This window comes from Methanobrevibacter arboriphilus JCM 13429 = DSM 1125 (genome assembly GCF_002072215.1).
GTDB lineage: Archaea > Methanobacteriota > Methanobacteria > Methanobacteriales > Methanobacteriaceae > Methanobinarius > Methanobinarius arboriphilicus.
Genome location: NZ_JXMW01000017.1, coordinates 1 through 21,292, shown reverse-complemented (window position 1 = coordinate 21,292; position 21,292 = coordinate 1). Strand labels below are relative to the sequence as shown.

General features: G+C 26.0%; 14 protein-coding genes and 1 pseudogene. 3 read left to right on the top strand and 12 right to left on the bottom strand.

The window, feature by feature from the left end; genetic code table 11:
- Positions 1-323 precede the first annotated feature (323 nt).
- On the top strand, positions 324-1,652 hold the full coding sequence (locus tag MBBAR_RS07705) for a hypothetical protein (RefSeq protein ID WP_080460716.1): 1,329 nt from the start codon (positions 324-326) through the stop codon (positions 1,650-1,652).
- Positions 1,653-1,891: 239 nt separating this feature from the next.
- Positions 1,892-3,862, top strand: coding sequence for an MJ1255/VC2487 family glycosyltransferase (locus MBBAR_RS07700; RefSeq protein WP_080460715.1), 1,971 nt, complete (start codon positions 1,892-1,894; stop codon positions 3,860-3,862).
- 564 nt (positions 3,863-4,426) lie between these two features.
- Here MBBAR_RS07700 and MBBAR_RS07695 read toward each other — a convergent pair.
- The 5 genes from MBBAR_RS07695 to MBBAR_RS07675 form a co-directional block, all read right to left on the bottom strand.
- Positions 4,427-6,346 carry a hypothetical protein gene (locus MBBAR_RS07695; RefSeq protein ID WP_080460714.1) on the bottom strand — a complete coding sequence of 640 codons (1,920 nt, stop codon included), beginning with the start codon at positions 6,344-6,346 and terminating at the stop codon, positions 4,427-4,429.
- A gap of 50 nt (positions 6,347-6,396) precedes the next feature.
- On the bottom strand, positions 6,397-7,773 hold the full coding sequence (locus MBBAR_RS07690; RefSeq protein ID WP_080460713.1) for a right-handed parallel beta-helix repeat-containing protein: 1,377 nt from the start codon (positions 7,771-7,773) through the stop codon (positions 6,397-6,399).
- 811 nt (positions 7,774-8,584) lie between these two features.
- Positions 8,585-8,887 (bottom strand): DNA-3-methyladenine glycosylase I, encoded by a 303-nt coding sequence (locus tag MBBAR_RS07685; RefSeq protein WP_211272924.1) that lies wholly within the window; start codon positions 8,885-8,887, stop codon positions 8,585-8,587.
- Positions 8,888-8,947: 60 nt separating this feature from the next.
- Positions 8,948-9,880 (bottom strand): transcription initiation factor IIB, encoded by a 933-nt coding sequence (locus MBBAR_RS07680; protein WP_042703385.1) that lies wholly within the window; start codon positions 9,878-9,880, stop codon positions 8,948-8,950.
- A gap of 385 nt (positions 9,881-10,265) precedes the next feature.
- On the bottom strand, positions 10,266-10,649 hold the full coding sequence (locus MBBAR_RS07675; protein WP_080460712.1) for a Gar1/Naf1 family protein: 384 nt from the start codon (positions 10,647-10,649) through the stop codon (positions 10,266-10,268).
- Positions 10,650-11,336: 687 nt separating this feature from the next.
- On the opposite strand from MBBAR_RS07675, the gene MBBAR_RS07670 reads away from it, so the two are divergent.
- Positions 11,337-11,801: a VOC family protein gene (locus tag MBBAR_RS07670; protein WP_080460711.1), complete on the top strand. Its 465-nt coding sequence runs from the start codon at positions 11,337-11,339 to the stop codon at positions 11,799-11,801.
- A 75-nt stretch (positions 11,802-11,876) separates the two neighbouring features.
- Here the strand turns inward: MBBAR_RS07670 and MBBAR_RS07665 are convergent, their stop codons facing one another.
- The 7 genes and pseudogenes from MBBAR_RS07665 to MBBAR_RS07640 form a co-directional block, all read right to left on the bottom strand.
- The gene (locus MBBAR_RS07665) at positions 11,877-12,653 is read right to left on the bottom strand and encodes a type 1 glutamine amidotransferase (protein WP_080460710.1); all 777 of its coding nucleotides are present in this window, start codon (positions 12,651-12,653) and stop codon (positions 11,877-11,879) included.
- Between the two features lie 44 nt (positions 12,654-12,697).
- Entirely contained in the window at positions 12,698-14,155 is a 1,458-nt protein-coding gene (locus MBBAR_RS07660) for a Mur ligase family protein (protein ID WP_080460709.1), read from the bottom strand.
- A 158-nt stretch (positions 14,156-14,313) separates the two neighbouring features.
- Positions 14,314-15,210 (bottom strand): site-specific tyrosine recombinase/integron integrase, encoded by an 897-nt coding sequence (gene xerA, locus MBBAR_RS07655; protein ID WP_249025052.1) that lies wholly within the window; start codon positions 15,208-15,210, stop codon positions 14,314-14,316.
- A gap of 548 nt (positions 15,211-15,758) precedes the next feature.
- Positions 15,759-17,303, bottom strand: coding sequence for a hypothetical protein (locus MBBAR_RS07650; RefSeq protein WP_080460707.1), 1,545 nt, complete (start codon positions 17,301-17,303; stop codon positions 15,759-15,761).
- 355 nt (positions 17,304-17,658) lie between these two features.
- Entirely contained in the window at positions 17,659-19,953 is a 2,295-nt protein-coding gene (locus MBBAR_RS07645; protein ID WP_282956055.1) for an HAD-IC family P-type ATPase, read from the bottom strand.
- 57 nt (positions 19,954-20,010) lie between these two features.
- Positions 20,011-20,169 (bottom strand): annotated as a pseudogene (locus MBBAR_RS10655) (cation-transporting P-type ATPase); the annotation flags it as partial.
- A gap of 289 nt (positions 20,170-20,458) precedes the next feature.
- Positions 20,459-21,292 (bottom strand): transposase (locus MBBAR_RS07640; RefSeq protein ID WP_080460706.1); only part of this gene is annotated, 834 nt, incomplete at its 5' end.

Below are 21,292 nucleotides of genomic sequence, written 5' to 3'. Positions count from 1 at the left end.
CAAGGTAAAAATAACAAGTAAAGAATATTAAGAATAATAAGAACAATAAAAATAGCAATAATAAAAATAAAGATAAAACTAATGATAGCTAATAAAAATAATAATCAAATTCAATAAATAAATAAAAAAAATTGAAAAGATTAAACATAAAAGATTGAAAAGATTAAATATAAAAGATTAAAAAGATTGAAAAAATTAAATATAAAAGATTAAAAAGATTGAAAAAATTAAATATAAAAAATAGATTAAATATGAAAAATTTAATTAAAAATATTAAATATAAAGAAATTAGATATAAATAGATTAAATTAAAGAGATTAAACATGAAAATAGATAAATATACTTTATTTGGAATTTTTTTTATATTTATAGCAGTATCAATCTTTTTTACAGATGTTTTTAATCCATTCATAAGACCAATTACTCATTTATTCCTAATGGGGTCTTCAAAAGGAAAAGATATACTATTTTTCTTAATATTAGGTATTTTTCTAATATTCAGCCAATTATTTGAATATAATGGCAATTTTAGAGAAAATAAATATATTAAAAAAATAATCGCTAATAAAAGTTTATCTATATTTAAACTAGAAAATAATACTTATATAAAGTTTTCAATATTTCTTGTTTTAGTTACAGCAATTTTAGGATTAATAATGGAATTAATAATAAGATCACAAATGGGAATTTCTCCATTTACAATTTTTGTAGCCATGGATCCTACACCAACAACTACGAGCATATTACATTCTCATATTTATAAGTCTGTTATTGGAGGAATTATTGGATTTATTCTCTCAAATCTATCTTTAGGAGTTCCGATAGGAGTTAATACTGGAGATTCTTTATACCAATATGTTCCAAAACTAGCCAATATAATAATAATAGTTTTACCAATTCTATTTTTATCACAATTAAGTTCAATGAAAAATCGTTTAGCCCCAAGTAGGTTAATCTTAATATTTGCATCAACTATAGGATTAATTGGAATATTTGATGGAGGATTATTCTCAGTCCCTTGTGCAGGAGCAATATATGGTATGTTACTTATCTATTTTGATGGTAATGCCTTTGATTATTATACAATTAGACTATCTAATAAATTACATATTACTAATAATGATGAAGAGTATATGGAGAAAATTAGAAATAAAGTTAACTTCTCATATAAAAGTTTTAAAAGATATATTCCTCATATTTTTTTAGCTTTAATTATATTAACAGCTATATCTATTTCAATAATTGGAACAAATACAGAAAACTATGAAATAAATATAATAAATCAAACAAGCTCATTAACTGAATTGAACAATGCTTTAAGTGATTACTCAGTAATATCAATTGAAAATAATAATAATAGTAATAATAGTAATAAGATCAATAGTAATAATATTAATAGTAATAATATTAATGCGGATAATACCAAAAATGGCAATACTGATAATATTAATAATGGCAATAATATTAATAATAAGATTAATAATAACAATGATAAAAAAACATTGATTCTTATATCTCCCAAATATAACGAGATGGAACTACTTAACAGCTTAACAAAATCACTTAAAAATCAGGGCGATGCCTTTTCTATGAGTTGGAACTTTTATTCATACATTAATTCAAATAATACGAATTTAACCAACAATGAATAGTTTAGAAACACTTAAAATAAAATATAAATTTAAATATTATATTAACATATATAATTACCTACAAACATAAAAATAGAATAAAAAGTCAGCCTAGCTAATAACTTAGCTAATAGTTATATAATTAAATACTTATTAGTAATTAATACTTATTAGAACTATTTACTATTAACTAATATTTATTATAACTACTAATTACTTATTACAATTAATATTTACCCCATAAATAATGAATTGATAAAATGAAACTAAGTATTATAATTCCTACTTACAATGAAGAGGAATATCTTCCTAACTTATTAAAAAGTATTGAATCACAAAAATTTAAGGATTATGAAGTGATTGTAGCTGATGCTAACTCTTGTGACAGTACTGTAAGAATAGCTAAAAATTATGGTTGTACTGTAGTTCAAGGAGGAATGCCTGGTGTTGGAAGAAACAATGGGGCTAAAATTGCAAAAGGAGAAATACTTTTATTTTTAGATTCTGATCTAGAATTAACTCAAAGCTATCTTATAGAGATGATTGAAGAGTTTGAAGCTAATGAATTAGACATTGGAATTACACAAATAAACCCAATATCTGAAAAAAAAAGAGATAAAATCCTTCATGACTTAGCTAACTGGTTTATGATAGCTTTTGAAAAAATAAAACCTCATGGAGCAGGTTGTTATGGAATAATATGTAAAAAAGAGTTACATGAAAAATATTCTGGTTTTAATGAAAAGCTTACATTTGGAGAAGATACAGATTATATTGAAAGAATAGCTAAAAATAACAAGTTCAAAGTTCTTAGAAATCCTATAATAAATGTATCTACTCGCAGACTTGAAGAAGAAGGATTAGGTAAGCTTGCAATGCAATATGGAAAAAGTACATTCAATGATCTTAGGGGGATTAGAACTAGTGCTGAAGAATTAGAATATGAATTTGATCATTTTCCTAAAGATCCATTAGAAAAAGAAGATTTACTTGCAAAGATTAAAAAAATATCAGACAATCATTCAATAGTTAAAAGTGAAGACTTAAAATATATAGATAATAAAAAATTAGATAGTAAAAAACTGGATGATAAAAATCTTGATAATAAAAAATTAGAACTAAAAATTACTAATAATAAACTTCTAAACATTGAAAATCAGAAAATAAAAATATTTTATTCTGTTTGTGGAGAAGGTATGGGTCATGCTGTTAGAAGCGGAGTAATATTAGAAGAATTAACAAAAAAAGAAAACAAAGAAAAATATGACATATATATATTTTCAAGTGATAGATCATATAGATATTTAAAGAATAAATTTGATAATGTGTATGAAATCGGTGGTTTCAATACAGTTTATGAAAATAATGAGGTAAAAAACAAAAGAACCCTTTTAAACGCAATTAAGGCAACTCCTAACAATTTAAAGGAAAATTATGGAATATTATTTAAGAAAGCTAGAGAAGTTAAACCAAATATAATAATATCTGATTTTGAGAATTATTCAAGTATTCTAAGTAAGCTTATTAATGTTCCATTAATAAGCTTAGATAATATAAATATTATAACTCAAACATTCATAGATTATCCTCCTCATCATAGACAAGACATGTTAAAAGCAAAAAGTATTATAAGATCTTATATAATGAGACCAAAAAGATATATAATAACTAGCTACTTTTTCCCAAAGATAAAAAATCCAGATAAAGCAACTATTTATCCTCCAGTTATTAGAAATAAAATAAGAAATCTCGAAATCAGTTATGGAGAATATGTATTTGTTTATCAAACTAGTAATTCAAATAAGGAACTTATAAGAATATTAAAAAAATTTAATGAAAAATTCATTGTATATGGATTTAATAAAGAAGGAATCGAAGGAAATTTAACTTTTAGAAAATTTAATGAAGATAAAATATATGAAGACATGAGCAATGCAAAAGCTGTAATCACTAACGGAGGATTCACATTAATAAGTGAAGCCATTTATTTAAAAAAACCTATTTACAGTATTCCTGCTATTGGAAACTTTGAACAGCTACTTAATGGTTTTTATGTAGATAAATTAGGATATGGAGAAATGCATGAAAAGATTAATGTTTCAACACTTGAAAATTTTCTAAATAATTTAAATAAATACCAAAAAAACCTTTATAATGTTAAAAATAGTGATAATTCAGGAATAATAAAAGAATTAAAAAAATCAATAGAAATATTTTCTAAAAAATATTAAAAATATTAAAACTAAAAATATTAAGAATATTAAAATTAAAAATTGGCTTTGTAGAAATCCTAATTTTTTATATTTGAAATTTCATTTTTTTTGAAAAATTTACTCTTTAATTTTCAAATAAACTATCCTTTTTTTCTTTAAATTTTTATATTTTGGTTTATATTTAGTTATTTTAAAATTTAAGGATTAAAAAGATATAAATATTAATAATGAGAATATATATTATTATAAAACGCAAAAATACATACTCTCAGTTTAATGATTTAATTTCAAGACAATTAAATCTTTTCGGATGTTAACTTTGAAAAGCCTGAGAAATTATATTAAAAAATTTAAAAATCAATGCATCACTGATTTAAATGAAAATAAACTTATAAATTTCATTATTTATACTTATAACTAATGCTAAAATCTGTTTAAAAAAAATCAACACAAATAAGCTAAAAAAAAAGGATTTCTACAAAGCCAAAAATAATATAAAAAATAATAAAAACTAAAATATAAATAATAAAAATAAATATGGAGGAAAAAATAAAATAAGCCCTCCTAAAAAAAAATGTTTAATTATTGTTTTCTTCTTAAGCTGATTCCAAATATACTTATCAATACTAGTATAATAGCTATTATTGGTATTCCTGTTTTTTTCATAGTAGCTATTGCTACTGAATTATCACTTATATCACTTCCATTACCATTAGTATTATTAGTATTATTAGTATTGTTAGTGTTGTTAGTGTTATTGTTGTTTTTGGTTTCAAATTCAGCAAATGCTAAATTACTAAAGTAATTTCCATTGCCAAATGAAACTGTAATCTTATGTTTACCAGAGTTAAGTTTAGAATTGGGTATATGGAATATTCCAACTCCATCAGAGTCTGTTATCACAGATCCAATGTATTTACCATCCAATTCAACATCAACTTTATAATCTGGTATGGTATCACCATCTTCATCAACTACTTTAACAATCAAATCAACAGAACCATCCTTATTCTCATTAACAGTAACATTAACAAAGCTTTCACCTTTTTTAACATCAAAACTAGTGCTGTTAGTAAAACCTAAATATTTAGCATCACCATTGAAATTAAGTACAACTGTAGTTTTTCCAGTGCTTTTGGGTTTATAAGTTAAATACCAGTAACCATTAGAATTAGTTTTCACTAAATGTTTTTTACCATCAATAGTAATTTCTAATTCACTATCAGCTATTTTATTACCTTCCTCATCGAGAAGAACACCACTTATAACGGTAGTTTTCCCTACTCTAAAGTCAGCTGAAAGGTCAATACTAGAATATGTAGCTAATTTATTAACATTGAAGTTAGTATTATTGTTAAAACTAGTGTAATTTTCATTACCTTCCCAAGTAACATTAATAGTAAAGTCACCTGCATGAGTTGGGGTGTAATTAATATTCCAACTACCATTTTCAGCAGTTGTTACATTAAAGTTTTCACCATCAATAATAACAGTAATAGTAGTATTAGCTATTGGATTACCATTTTCATCAGCTAAAACACCATCAATTATTATAGAATCTTCAACCTTAACATCACTAGGAATATTAATAGAAGAATTAACACCATTCTTAGCCACTAAAAAGCTAGTCACATTAGTAAAACTAGTATAATTATCATTACCAACATAACTAACAGTAATAGTTATGTTTCCTGTGCGATTAGTTGTGTAATTAAGACTCCAACCACCAGTACCATTAACAGAAACATCTGTATAAATATTACCATCAACAGTAACATTAACACCAGATATACCAGTATAATTAGCTAACTGACCAGAAATAGTAACATTCTCACCAATATTCACTGGATTATTACTAACAATTATACTAGAATTAGTAGTTAATTGGGCATTAAAAGCTACATTATCATCTACATTATCTAAAGTAGCAGCTAAAGTTTGAACACCAACTGTAGCTGTTGCATTATAAACAAAACCATCAACACGACTACTATTAAAATCAGCACCATTAAAAGTTCCATTAACAACAAAATCAGGTAAAAATTCAACACCATCATTACTAAGCGTAGTATTCAAAACTAACAACATAAAACTAACATTATCACCAAAATGAACACCATCCAAACTAGAAATATTAGTAATATTCAAAATAAAATGATTAAGAGTATCAATACCCAAAATTTTACCAGTAATATCATTAACACCCCACCAATTACGATCAAAACTACTATTATCATTATGCCCAGTAATGTTAACACCAACAGAAGCAATAATACGATTATACTCAACAGTAACATTAACCAATGAACCAGAACTTAAACCAGCGAAATTCAAACCAGCCTTAGTAGCAAAAATAGTATTACCACGAATAATAAAATCAGTCACATTAGTAACACTACCACCACTAGTATAGAAATAAGTATAGAAATAAAAACCATCACCATTAGTAGCATTAATAGTATTATTTAAGAAATTAACACCCTTAATATTACCATTATACAAAGAAACATAAACACCATAATTAACACCAGTAATGTTGTTGTTGGCGAAGGTTATATTGTGTTGTTGCTGCTGTCTGCAGACAGATAAACACCAGATGCGTCTGTTCCTGTGATGTTGTTGTTGGTGAAGGTTACATTGGTGTTGTTGCTGATGGATGCAGACAGATAAACACCATAGCTGGATGTTCCTGTGATGTTGTTGTTGGCGAAGGTTATATTGGTGTTGTTGCTGCGGTCTGCAGACAGAGAAACGCCATTGCCTGATGTTCCTGTGATGTTGTTGTTGGCGAAGGTTACATTGGTGTTGTTGCTGCTGTATGCAGACAGCAAAACACCATTGTTTGATGTTCCTGTGATGTTGTTGTTGGCAAAGGTTATATTGGCGTTGTTGCTACTGTATGCAGACAGATCAACACCATAGCCGGATCTTCCTGTGATGTTGTTGTTGGCGAAGGTTACATTGGTGTTGTTGCTGATGGATGCAGACAGATAAACACCATTGCCTGATGTTCCTGTGATGTTGTTGTTGGCGAAGGTTATATTGGTGTTGTTGCTGATGGATGCAGCCAGATAAACACCATTGCCTGATGTTCCTGTGATGTTGTTGTTGGCGAAGGTTACATTGGTGTTGTTGCTGCTGTATGCAGACAGATAAACACCATAGCCGGATGTTCCTGTGATGTTGTTGTTGGCGAAGGTTATATTGGTGTTGTTGCTGCTGGATGCATACAGATAAACACCATAGCCTAATGTTCCTGTGATGTTGTTGTTTTCAAAAACCAAATTAGCAGACGAAACAGGACTATCATAACTACCACCACCTAAATAAACACCAGAAAAAACACCAATTATATTATTACCACTAAATAAAACATCAAAAACAGTCTTATCATCAGATTTACCGAATAAAGAAACAGCACCACGATAAAAATCAGATATACTGGATTTAATAATATTATCCTTAATAACAACACCTGTTATAGGATTAGCACTACCACTGCTACTTAAATTAATACTAACACCAGAAGTAGTAATATTATTATCACTAATAGTCAAATCACTACAATTAGATTTTATAGCTGTAGTATAACCACTAATAGTTAAATTAATAATCTTTACATTAGTAGCATTAATATTAAACAAAGTACCACCACTAGATGTTGTGAATTTAGCACCACCACGGTTTTTACCAACAATAGTAGCATTACGACTAATATTAAGCTGACCCCAATCAACATACTCACCATCATCAAAACTAATCACCAAATCATTATCATTATCATTATTAATAACACTTTGAAACTGTTCAGTAGTATTAAATGTAGTAAAATCATGATTAGCTGCACTAACACTAGATAAAGCTAAAAAGATAAATAAAACACACATAACAAAAATAATTGGCTTAAAAAGTCTATTTATTGTAAACATTTTCTTTTTTCACCCCCTGATCCAATCAATCAGTATATATAAAAAATACTAGCACAATGAGAACACACACTACGCTATAATAATATAATATAAAAAAACTACTATAAAAAACTTCCTACCCAAAAAAAATAAAAAAACAATAGCTACCCCCCCCCCCCCACAAAAACAGTAGAATAGCTGTATAAAAAAGAAAAAAAGAAGGAAACAAAATATAACACGAAAAAAACACATAATAACCAAATAAAATAAAAACAGCTAAAAAATAAAATAAAAAAGCCTAAAAACAATAAATACAACCAATAACAACTTAAAAATAATAAAAACAGATAAAAAAAACCAATAAAAAACTAAAAAAAGATAATAACCAAATAAAATAAAAAAATAAGCATATAAAATAAAGAAAAAAATGAGAAAAATATAAAAATAACAGCTAAACACCAAAACAATAGAGAAAATAAAACACAAAAAAAAACACAATATCACCAAAATCAAAATAGCTGTTATCAAACCAAAACATATATAAATAAAACCATAACTAAAAGAAACAAAAACAAAAGAAAACCACCATAAAAAAGGAAAAAACAACTAAAAAAGGAAAAAACACAAGAAAAACCCACCAAACTAATAAAAAAAAAATTAATCAACAAAATACTCTAATTTAAAAGAATAAACACCAAATTATTCTAATAATTAACTTCATACTATTAAAAATAAACTAAATATTCTCAATCTTGCAATCGAAGGTTCAAATCCATTTGATATTAATAACTAAAAAATCAATTTTTGTTTAATTTTCTATTTAAAAGGTAGCTTAATCACTATATTTAAATGGACATTCTTCTAAATGATTATTTACATAACCAATTGCCTGTAAAAAAGCGTAACAAATCACTGGACCAAAGAATTTGAAGCCATGTTTTTTCATATCTTTAGCAATAGTTTCAGACAAAAGTATTGAACTAGGAACTTCACTTAATGTTTTCCAATGATTATTAATGGGTTTTCTTTCTGGTAGAAATGTTCTCAAATAACTATTCAAAAATTTTATGATAATCTGTAACTTCTTTTCTCCATTCCGCATCATGATATTTGATATAAAGAGGGTCCAATCCAACCCACCCCCAACGTTTATAAAAAAAATAATTATTAAAAAATAATTATTAAAAAAATATAATTAAAGAGTTACACCCATTTCAAGTTGTTCTGTAAGCTCTTTATATCTATTTCTTATTGTAACTTCTGTAACACCAGCAATATCAGCAACATCCCTTTGTGTTTTTCTCTCACCTAAAAGAACAGAGGCAATATATAATGCAGCAGCAGCTACACCAGTAGGCCCTCTACCAGAAGTAAGACCTTTTTCCATAGCTTTTTCAATTATTTCAATAGCTCTTGATTGAACTTCACCAGAAAGACCAAGTTCACTTGCAAATCGTGGAACATAATCAACCGGTGATGTAGGTGGAAGTTTTATATTCAATTCACGAGTTAAGAACCTGTAAGTTCTTCCAACTTCTTTTTTACTGACTCTTGAAACTTCAGCTATCTCATCAAGAGTACGTGGAACATTACATCTCCTACATGCAGCATAAAGAGAAGCAGCTACTACACCTTCGATACTACGTCCCCTAATAAGTTTGTTTTCTACTGCACTTCTGTAAACAACAGATGCAGCTTCCCTAACACTTCTTGGAAGACCTAATCTTGAAGAATCTCTGTCAAGCTCACTTAAAGCAAATGCAAGATTTCTTTCTGTAGCACCAGAAATTCTAATTTTTCTTTGCCATTTCCTTAACCTATACCATTGTGCTCTGTTTCTTGCAGGGATATCTCTACCATAGATATCTTTATTCCTCCAATCAATCATAGTACTTAAACCTTTATCATGTATAGTATAAGTAATTGGAGCACCTACTCTTGTACGTTTGTCCCTTTGTTCATGATCAAATGCTCTCCATTCTGGGCCCATATCCACTAGATTTTCATCAATAACAAGCCCACAGCTAGCGCAAACTACTTCAGCCCTTTCATAATCCCCAATCAGATTTTCTGAACCACATTCTGGACATTTATTCTGTTTTTCTGTGTCAGAAACATCATTCTGCATTCTTTTTTTTGCAGAAACATTCTCTATAGGTTTTCTTTCTGAAACCTTAGTTTTTACTTCTTCTTTCGTGCTATTAACCCCTTTATTTTTTAAAAAAATTATTAAAGTATTTATAACTTTCAAATATTAAAATATGAAATTTAAGTTCATTAAAATCACTCAAATTAAATTCATTCAAATTACCCAAGTTATTCAAATTAAACAAAATTTAATTTAAACATTCAATGGAATTCGATGATTTATTAAGTAATTAAATATAATCATTATCAAAATATTGCTTAATATTATACAAAATATAATTTAAAACAATATCCTGTTAACATAGTGTTTAAATAGTGTTTATTGATTAATTGTAATCTTTTATTGCAATTGTTCAAAATATTATTCAATTGTTTTTTCTAGTATTTTTATTCTTATTTAGTTTTTTACTAGTATTGTTTTTATTATTTTTATTTTTCCTATAATTGTTTCTAGTTTTATTTTTAACACTCTTATTTTTATTCCTACTTTTATTGAATTTTCTATTTTTAGGATTTTCAGAAACATATAAATCTTCACCAATAGAATCTTTAAAATCATCAATAGACATTGATTTAAAAATTCCTATTGAGATATATGGATCTTTTGTAGGTCCAAAAATAGTTATAATTTTGCCTATTTTCTTTTTATCCTTATTAAAAACAGAAGCTCCTGAAGGAGGTGACTGTGAAGATCTAGCTACTAATCTTCCAGAATTAGATAAGTGAGAAATATTTCCTAAAAACTTCATAAAATCAAACTTAAAAATAAATAATTATTATATCACATATATAATATACACTTCATCATATATAAACCTTCCGATAGTATTATATATAATTAATATTGATTATTTAAATAACTTTCTATTTAATTAAAACCAAAAATATTGATTCTAAGATGTCAGATGTTAAATATTTTATAAGTTAAATGTTTTTTATTAAAAACAGATAGAATACTATTAATAATTAAAATATAAGCAATAAATATAAATGCTATTAAAAATAAGCATTTATGAAAATATTAAGTATTATATATGAATGATATAATATTAGATGAAAAAATACATGAAACATGAATCAAAAAATACAAATAAAGATAAATAGAGCTAAATAAAATTAAATAAGACTAAATAAAACTAAATAAGACTAAATAACGGTAAATTGTAAAAATTAAAATAAATTGCTCTATTACTAAAAATATTATAAAAATAAATATCAATATAATTTTATAATAGTTCTACTTAAATATAATAGTTCTATTTAAAAATATATATAAAATAATATATAAATATATATGTAAATATAATATATGGAAATATAATTTTTACAAATAAAAACAATATATAACTAAAAATAATTAAACAATATTTTGAACAATTACAATAAAAAATATATTTTGGAATAATAAAACAAAAATTGTAATAAAAGGTGATAAAATGAATATAGGAAAAGAGTTAGGTATTGTTCTTAATTTGATAGTACCTAACAGTATAGAAGCAATAGAATTCTATAAAAAAGCGTTTTCTGCAGAAGAAGTATCAAAGTACTTTGGACCTGATGGAAGTATCATGCATGCTGCAATAACCATCAATGGAGAATATTTTTATTTAAATGATTCTAATGAAAATTTCGGATCTTTTTCACCAAATGAAATAGGAGGATGTCCTCTAGATATTTGGATCATAACAGATGACGCAGATGAACTTTTCAAACAAGCTGTTGAAGCAGGATGTGAAATAACCATGGAGATGGATAATATGTTCTGGGGAGATAGAATGGGAAGTTTAAAAGATCCCTATGGATACAATTGGATGATATCCAAAACAATAGAAAAGCTATCTGATGAAGAAATAGAAATACGATCCAAAAAATTCTTTAAAGAAATGGAAAATATGTCTTAAAATTAATAATATGCCTTAATTTTATTCTTAATTTTAGTTTTTATTTTAGTTTTTTATTTTGTTTTTTATAAATGATTAAGTTTTTAATATTCTATTCTTCATTATATTATGAGCATTTATTTCAATATTATCATCAATATCTTTTAAATTTAATATATTTTCATTTAAATAATCAATATCATACTTATTTTTCAAAGCATTAAATATCATATAATCGGCAATATGAGGATTTTTAGGTAAAATAGGGCCATGCAAATAGCTACCAATGAAATTTTTATAAATCATACCTTCTTCTCCATCTTCCCCATTATTTCCAAAGCCTACTTTAACATTGCCTAATGGATCATAATTATGATAAGTTCTTCCACCATGATTTTCAAAGCCAATAATATCAGTTAAATCATATGATTGTTTTGATTTAAACAATGAATCTGACTTCAAATTATTAGAGATTAAAATATCTCCTGTAAGTCTCTCTTTTTTGCTTATAGTCTCCATTTCAAAAATTTCAAGACAAGGAATCTTTTCATTATAAGGGTTAAGATAATAATTACCAAATATTTGATAACTCCCACAAATAGCTAAAATAGGTTTTTCTGCCTCAATAAAGCTTTCTAAAGAATTTCTTTGATTAAGAATATGATCTGAAATAATATCTTGCCCTTTATCAGATCCTCCGCCAATTAAAATCATATCTGAATCTTCAAGGTTAGTTTCTTTATCGATTGTAAAGTTTTTGATGTTAATGTCAATTCCTCTCCATTCACATCTATTTTTAATACATATTAAATTTCCAATATCCCCATATATGTTTAAAATATCAGGATACATGTTGACTACTTCAAGTTTCATATTATTAACCTTATTATTAATTCAAGAGTTTATAGATTAAGAATTTAATCAGATTTAATATTATTTACACTATTATATTTTGATTGTTCTTTTAGTAAAACTTTCCTTACCTCAGGAACAGCAGTAAAAGTCCCAATAATATAAGATTTAACATTTTCATCTAAAATCTCTTTTATTGGTGTTTTAACATCTCCTGCTTCTTTTGAAACATATTTTTTTATTTTATCTGTGTTAAAATTACTATATTTTAGTCTTAAAACTGCTTCATTTGCTCTTGTTCCTGAACAGTGAAAATAATTAATGTTTTTTATATTATTTATTTGCTCAAAATCAGCATCCCAAATCCAAGATATGTCTTTCCCATCTGCAGGAGTATCATTAATTAAAAACATTATAGATTTTGGTTCTTCATCATGAGAAAAGCTATTAAAAACTTCACTCAATCCAACAGGATTTTTTGATAAAACTAAAACCACATCTTTTTTTGGGAAACTTATAGTTTCCATTCGTCCCAATTTATAATCAAAATTTTCAACTTGATTTTGAACAAAGGATATATCAAAATTTTCAGTTAAACAAAGAGAAATAGCTGCTAAACAGTTGTAAATATTATAAATACCCATATATTTAAATACAAATTTATTTTCAGCAATATTTTCACTAACACTTTCACTAATACTTTCACTAATACTTTCATTAATATTCTCATTAATATTCTCAGAATTATTAATTTTTAATAGAAATTCATAGATATTATCTTTAATATCTATTGATTCAGCAGCATAATTAATTTCTGGACGTTTAACACCACAACTATCACAATAATAATCTCCAACATTACCATAACTTATAAAATTATAGCTTAAACGATTACCACAATTTTTACAAAATATAGACTCTGCTACACTATGATCTATTTTAGAAAATTGATTTTTATTAAAGCCATAATATATTTTTTCATTAGGGAGCTTATTAAACTGAGTAGTTGAAGGATCATCTGCATTTAAGATTAAAGTAGAGTCAACATCCTTTAAAGTATCATATACTAAATGTATTGTATTTTCAACCTCACCATATCTATCAAGTTGATCTCTAAAAAAATTTGTTAAAATAACATAATCTGGAGAGAAGAAATGAATTACATCTGGAATAGAACCTTCATCCACTTCAAATATTCCCCAATCATAGGAATTTTTGTTATTTACAATGAAAGAAGTTACCACCCCTTGAATCATATTAGCTCCTTTAAGATTAGAAACTAAATTATCATATTTTCCACCAATAATATGATTTGTTAAATTATTCGTAGTGGTTTTACCATTTGTACCAGTAATAACAACAGTTTTATTACACTTTTTAGTTAACTCTTTCAGAATACCTGGAAAAATTTTAATAGCTACTTTCCCAGGCATTGCTGTCCCTTGTCTTCCTGTAACTTTTAAAACAATGAAACTAATCTTTCCAGCTAAAATTGCTAAATTTAATAATAGTTTTTCATACATTTTGCATCAATAAATAGTATTGATATGAATAATATAAATACTTTTCACTTATTAAAAAATAAATAAAAAGCAAAAAAGTAATCATATAAAATCTAATTGTAATATTTAATAATTGTTAGTAATAATTAAATTAATAATAATTGATATTTAATAACAATTCACATTCTAGCTTTATCATAAACATTTTTAAGGGTTTCCATATCGACACTAGTATAAATTTGAGTAGTGGATAAATTAGAGTGACCTAAAAGCTGTTGTATAACTCTAATATCAACCCCATTTTTTAAAAGATGTGTTGCAAAAGAATGTCTCAAAATATGAGGAGTTACTTTTTTATCAATTCCAGCTTTCTTTCCATAATCTTTTATCATGATTTGAATATATCTAGTTGATAAAGAGTTACCCAACCTATTTGCAAATAAATAATCGCTATCAGATTCTCGAATAATCATATATTTTTTAATCAAAGATTTAGCATTATTATCAAAAAGAACAACTCTATCTTTATCCCCTTTACCTCTAATTCTCATAGTCCTATCTTCAAGATCTATATCTTTTGTTAGTAATGAAACAAGTTCTGAAACTCGAATTCCTGAGGAATATAGTAATGTTAAAATAAGCTTATTTCTAATTTTGTTCTTTGTTTTACTATTATTCTCATTAAGATTAAGCTTACTAATTTCTTCATTATTATCATCATCAATATCTTTATCATAAGCACTGATGAGTTTTTTAACTTCTGATTCATTTAGTGATTTTGGAAGAGATTTGGTTCTTTTAGGAGCTTTAACTTCATCTAAAAAATACAATCTATTAAACTCGAGGAATTTTTTTGAAACAACAGTTACTAAATATATATAATTTTGAGAAACTAACTTATCTCTTTTTAAATGTTGAATATATCTTTTAAAACTTCTTAAAAATCTTTTTTCATCATTTAGATCATCTTGAGTCTTTAAAAATTCATGAAAATTAGTAATAATAGATTTATATGTTTTAATTGTATTTTTAGAATAATTTCTTATTTCTAATTCTATTAAATATTCCTCAATCATATCTGGAAAATTAAAAACCTCTAAAACACTCAATAAATTACCATTATCATCATAAGCAGGTAAACCTGTGTTTGGTGGATCGAACCATTTTTTAGATATTTTTATTTGATCTGTATCAGAATATTCTGCCATTATAACAACCCAATTTAATAATATAATTTCAAATTAGAATTTATATAAATATCTAAACTATTTTCAAAAGCTTCAATTTAAAATATAGTATGAGAAATATTTATAATTTTTGAATATAATAATGATTTTATTTTTAATAATATTTATATAAACTACAGTAATAAACATTACTTTTCAATAGCTATCAAAAAAAGAACATAATTAAAATTTTAAAAATATAATATTTTCAGTTAGTGCAATTTTTACACAAACTAGAAAATATCTTATAAATTTGTTATTAAACCTAAAAACAACTTCCTGAAAAAATAGTGAATAGATCTAAAAAAGATTTCTCAACAACAATAAGCTGAAAGTGTTAAAGATATAATAAAAAAAGAAAATAATGGTAGAATAAAAAATAAGACACTACCCAAAAATTATTGTTTACGAGCTAACAAACCAATACAAGATAATAACACCAATATTACAGCTATCACAGGCATACCAGTTTCTTTCATAGCAGCATTTGCAATTGAATTATTATTTATATTTTTTGTATTATTGTTGTTGTTTGGTTCTGGTGTAGGATTTGGCGGTAAAGGTGGTACTGGTGGAGTAGGAGGTACTGGAGGTACTGGAGGTATTGGAGGTACAGGTGGTTCAGGAGGTAGCGTCATGTTTCCTTCTAATGTTTGAACTTCATTATCAAGTATAAAACTATATAATATACTGTTGTTTTGTTTTACAGTGATATTAAATATTTTTTCATATCTTGCATCAAATGATTTTATAACTCCATTTGTAATGTTAGTGTAAACATCAGTAGTGAAATAAGGCAATAGACTAGAATCAAAAGATATTGTAGTGTCATTTAATTTGAAAGTATATTTGAATGTGACTGTACCATTAGAATTTAAAGAAGTTAAGTTAGTAACATTCATGATAAAATAGTTGTTCACATTAGTCCCATTTATTTGCTGATTAGGATTGATGTTAGAACCCCACCAATTATAATCTAAAATAGTGGTTGTTCCACGAGCATTTATTGTGTAATTATTATTATCAGTATTGTTTACAAAACGAGAATATGAAACATTTAAATTAGCCTGATTATCAGTGCTTATAGCACCACCAACCCCTGCAGTATTGTTAATAAAAGAAGAACCAATCACAGTAGTATTACCAGGATTTTGACTACGTATAGCACCACCTGTTGGCGCAGTATTATTTATAAATGTAGAGTTACTTATTTTTAAAATATTATTCAGCTGACTATTAAAGATTGCGCCACCATGACTACTAGCCTCATTGTTTATAAAACTAGAATTATTAATGATAGATGTTTTTGCATTATATATTGCAGCACCTGAAGCTGCAGTATTCTTTGTGAATGTAGAATTATTAATATTCATGAAATTTGTATTGTATATTGCTCCTCCTTGACGATTAGCAGTAGCTATTAATGCATTATTATTATTAAATATTGAGTTATTTATCGTTAGGTTTCCTGCACTGCCTATGTTGTATATTGCACCACCACGTGCATTGGTACTTGATGATGCAGTATTGTTCTCAAATATACAATAGTTTATTGTTACTTTTCCATTATTATTATAAATAGCACCACCATCACTTGCATTTCCATTAATCAATGTGATATTTATTAGTGTTAATGTTCCAGTACTTGTTATGTTGAATATTCTTCCCAAATTTTGTGCATTTATTATTGTAGTCTGAGGATTTTTTCCTTGTATAGTTAAACTTTTATTAACCAATATATTAGTTACATTATTAGTGTATATTCCCGCTTCTAAATTTATTATGTCTCCATTTGAAGCATTTTCTATGGTTTGACCTAAATTATCAGTACTATTTATATTTGTTTCAGCAGCATTTATTGTTGATAATGTAATTAATAATAAGAATAATACTGATATTAAAAGTAATATTTTACTAGATAGGCTATTTTTTAAAATTTCCATCTTTTCACCCCCTTATAATCGGTTCTTATATACTCTAATATGTCCTTTATATAATTTAATTTCATACATATAAATTTGTATATAACACTAATACTTTTATATTTAATAATATTTAACAATTTTTATTATTAGGAACATTTTATATCATAACTAAAAAGACATATAATTTTGATAATAAATGCTCAAAAGTAAAAAATAAAATTAAGTATAAATAATTTAAATTATTTATGAACAGTATCAATTTCTATAAAAAATATCAATTATGAAGAATTTAAGCTCTTATAAAACCATCTTTTAGTTATCTCTGCAGATACTATATAAAACACCACAATACTTAATAAAACTAGATAAAAAATTAGAGGCACAGGTTTAATCCTAATATTGACGCAAATGGAATATAAGGTAATATCATTACAAATAAAGCTATTGATATTGAAAAAAATGCTAAATATTTACTTGGTTTACTCTTAGTAAAAGATTTTCTTGTTCTAATAACTAAAACAATTAAAGTAGCTGAAACAACAGATTCAATAAACCAACCAGTTTGAAATTCAACTTCACTTGCTTTAAATAGAAATATTAAAACCCCAAAAGTTATATAATCAAAGACAGAACTTAAAATCCCGAAGACTATCATGAATTTTTTTATAAAACTTAAATCCCAACCTCTTGGATGTTTTATCCACTCATCATCAACATTATCTGAAGGAAGGGCCATAGATGGAATATTTGTCATTAAATTAGTAAGAAGAACTTGTTTTGGCAATAATGGCAGAAATGGCAAAAAAATTGAAGCTCCTGCCATACTAAACATATTCCCAAAATTGGCACTTGTAGCCATGAATATATATTTTTGAGTGTTTGCAAAAGTTCGTCTACCTTCTTTTATACCTTCAATAAGAACTTCTAAATCTTTATCTAATAAAACCATATCAGCTGCTTCTTTAGCTACATCAACAGCAGTATTAACAGATAAACCTACATCTGCACTATGAATAGCTGAAACATCATTAATACCATCACCCATATATCCAACTACTTTTCCTATGCTTTTTAAAGCTAGTATTATTCTTTCTTTTTGATTTGGTTCAATTTCGGCAAATACACTATATTTAGAAACATTATGAACAAAAGCAGCATCACTCATATTTTGAATATCACTACCAGTAAGAACCTCATTGTTATTCATACCGACCTTTTTAGCCATATTTTTAGCTATTAAAGCATTATCACCAGTTATTACCTTAATTTCGACCTCAAGATTATTTAAATCAGATATATTATCTTTTATTCCATCTTTTGGAGGGTCAAAAAGAGAAATAAATCCAGTGAAAATCATTTGAGATTCATCATTACGATTAATAACCGATGTACTTCCAAAATCTCTATAGGCTACTGCTAGTGTTCTAAAACCTTCAGAACTTAATTTATTATAAAGAGCATTTATTTGATCAATTACAGTAGAAATATCAACAACTTTCCCTTCATTATCAACTGCATGACTACAAATACTTAATATTTCAATAACAGCCCCTTTAGTAATTAAAATATTAGATTTTTCAAAAATATTTTTATTATCAATATTATCAGTACTATTAAGACTATTACTAAATTTATTATTCAGGTTATTACTAAGATTATTATTAAAATCATTAGTATTAGTATTAATGATATTATTTATGTTTTTTTCAGATTTAAGTCTTACTAACAAGCTAAGTCTTTTTCTAATGAAGTCATAAGGAATTTCATCAACCCTAACATATTCTTCAAAGTTTTTTAATTCAATACTTGAAATAGCATTATCAATAAGATTTTTAAATCCTTGTTGTAAAGTTGCATTTATTTTAGCTAATTTAAGAACCATTTCACTGTTATTACCTAAATAATCTAAAGTATTGTCTACTTCAACTTTGCCTTCAGTTAAAGTTCCAGTCTTATCTGAACACATAACAGTCATATTACCAAAATTTTCAATAGAATTAAGACGTTTAACAATAACCTTCTTTTTAGCCATTTGTTTTGCACCTTTAGCTAAATTAACACTTATTATAGCTGGTAATAATTGAGGAGTCAATCCTACAGCTAAAGCCAATGTAAAAAGTAAAGAATCAAAAAAAGGTTTGTTTAAAAGAACATTAACTGCAAAAAGGAAAATCACCATGATTAAAGTAATTTCCATTAGAAGAGCACCAAATCGCTTAATTCCAATTTCAAAATCTGTTAATGGAGTTTTAGAGCTTAATTTTTCACTTATATATCCTAATTCAGTATTTTTTCCTGTAGAAATAATCAAAACTGTCCCAGTCCCACTAACAACATGAGAACCCATGAAAACAGAATTAATCCTTTTATTTAAAGGAGTATCCTTATCTAAAACACATATTTTTTTCTCAACAGGAAAAGTTTCACCAGTGAATGTAGCTTCATCAACAAAAAGCTCATCTTCTTCAATAATAAGGCCATCAGCAGGAATAATATCCCCTGCACTTAAAAAAACAATATCTCCCATTACAACTTCTTCAACAAATATTTCTTCTTTTTTTCCATCTCTAAGAACAGTAGTTTTAACTTTAATAAGATTTAAAAGTTCATTTACAGCATCACCTGCAGATTTTTCCTGCCAAAACCCCAAGATTGTTGAAAATAATATAATTAATAATATTATAATTGAATTAGTAGTATCTTGTAGAAAAAAAGAAAGAGATGCTGCAAAAAGTAATATAAGAGTAATTGGGTTTTTAAATTGATTTATAAACAATAAAAAATCAGATTGGGTTTTCTTATCATTTTTTAAAGTATTGGGGCCAAATTCATCTAATCTATCAGATGATTCCTGAGAAGATAAACCAGAAAATGAAGATTTAGCTTGATTTAAAGCATTTTTCCTATCGAAAGCCTAAAAAGGAATTTTTGATTTAGAGTTACTCATTTAAACTCCTATAATTAGCTATTTAATTGTTAATAATTAAAAAGTTTCTTAGATTATTATTTCAAATATATTTATTTTTCACCTATAAATTTATATTTAGGAGTATATATTAATTTTGATTGATTAATTAATATTAACAATAAGTTAAATAGTGAGAATAAAACAAATATTAAGAAAATTAAAGAAAAAAGAGAAAAAAGAATAAAATAGTTAGGGTGCTAGATTTTTAGGTTTCTGAGAGCTTTTGCATGCTCTCTGATTCGTTGTATCCTTGTTTTATGATGAGTCCTGTTAAAAGTACAAGCAGATAACTTGTTTTTGCTATGGATTCTTTTGTATATTTGTGGAATTTGTTATTTTTCAGTCCTTTTTTGGTTAATTTGAAGAAATCTTCGATTTTTCCTCTTATTTTTTTAAATTTCTTCCATTTGGTGATTAGTTTTTTGAATTTAGAAACTAATTCTTTGTAAATGTCTTCTTTTTTGTTTTTAACTTTGAAATATTCTAAAGGATAATTGAATTGGCTTAAAATTTTGTTTATTTTCATGTTTTCTTTTGGAAATATTAATGGAACTATTTTATACTTTAAAATTCCCTCACGATAATTATTAAAACTTATATATCCTTTATCTGCTATTATAATGTCTTTGTTTCTTATTATTCTTCTTTTTCTTAGTTTTTCCATTATTTCAGGGAATAATTCAGAGTCATGCTTAGATCCTTTATGTATTAACATGGTCAATGGTTGTCCAGTGTGATAATCAAGTGCTAAAGTTAATTTAAATCCTATATAAAACCCTTTTGAAGCTGATTTGGCCCAATAAAGCCCTTTTTTCTCGAGAAATTTTTTAGTGTAATTTTGCTTGTTCCAGTTCATATCAACCTGTATATCGGTTCCATCAATTAAAACTGTGCGTTTTCCTCTTTTAATTGGTTTAAATTCCTTATTTAATGTTTTAATCACGAATTCAAGTATTTGATTTTGATTAAATCTTGCCAAAAATTCATATATTTGATTTGATTCTGGAACTTGATTAAATCCTAAAGACTTTCTCAACTC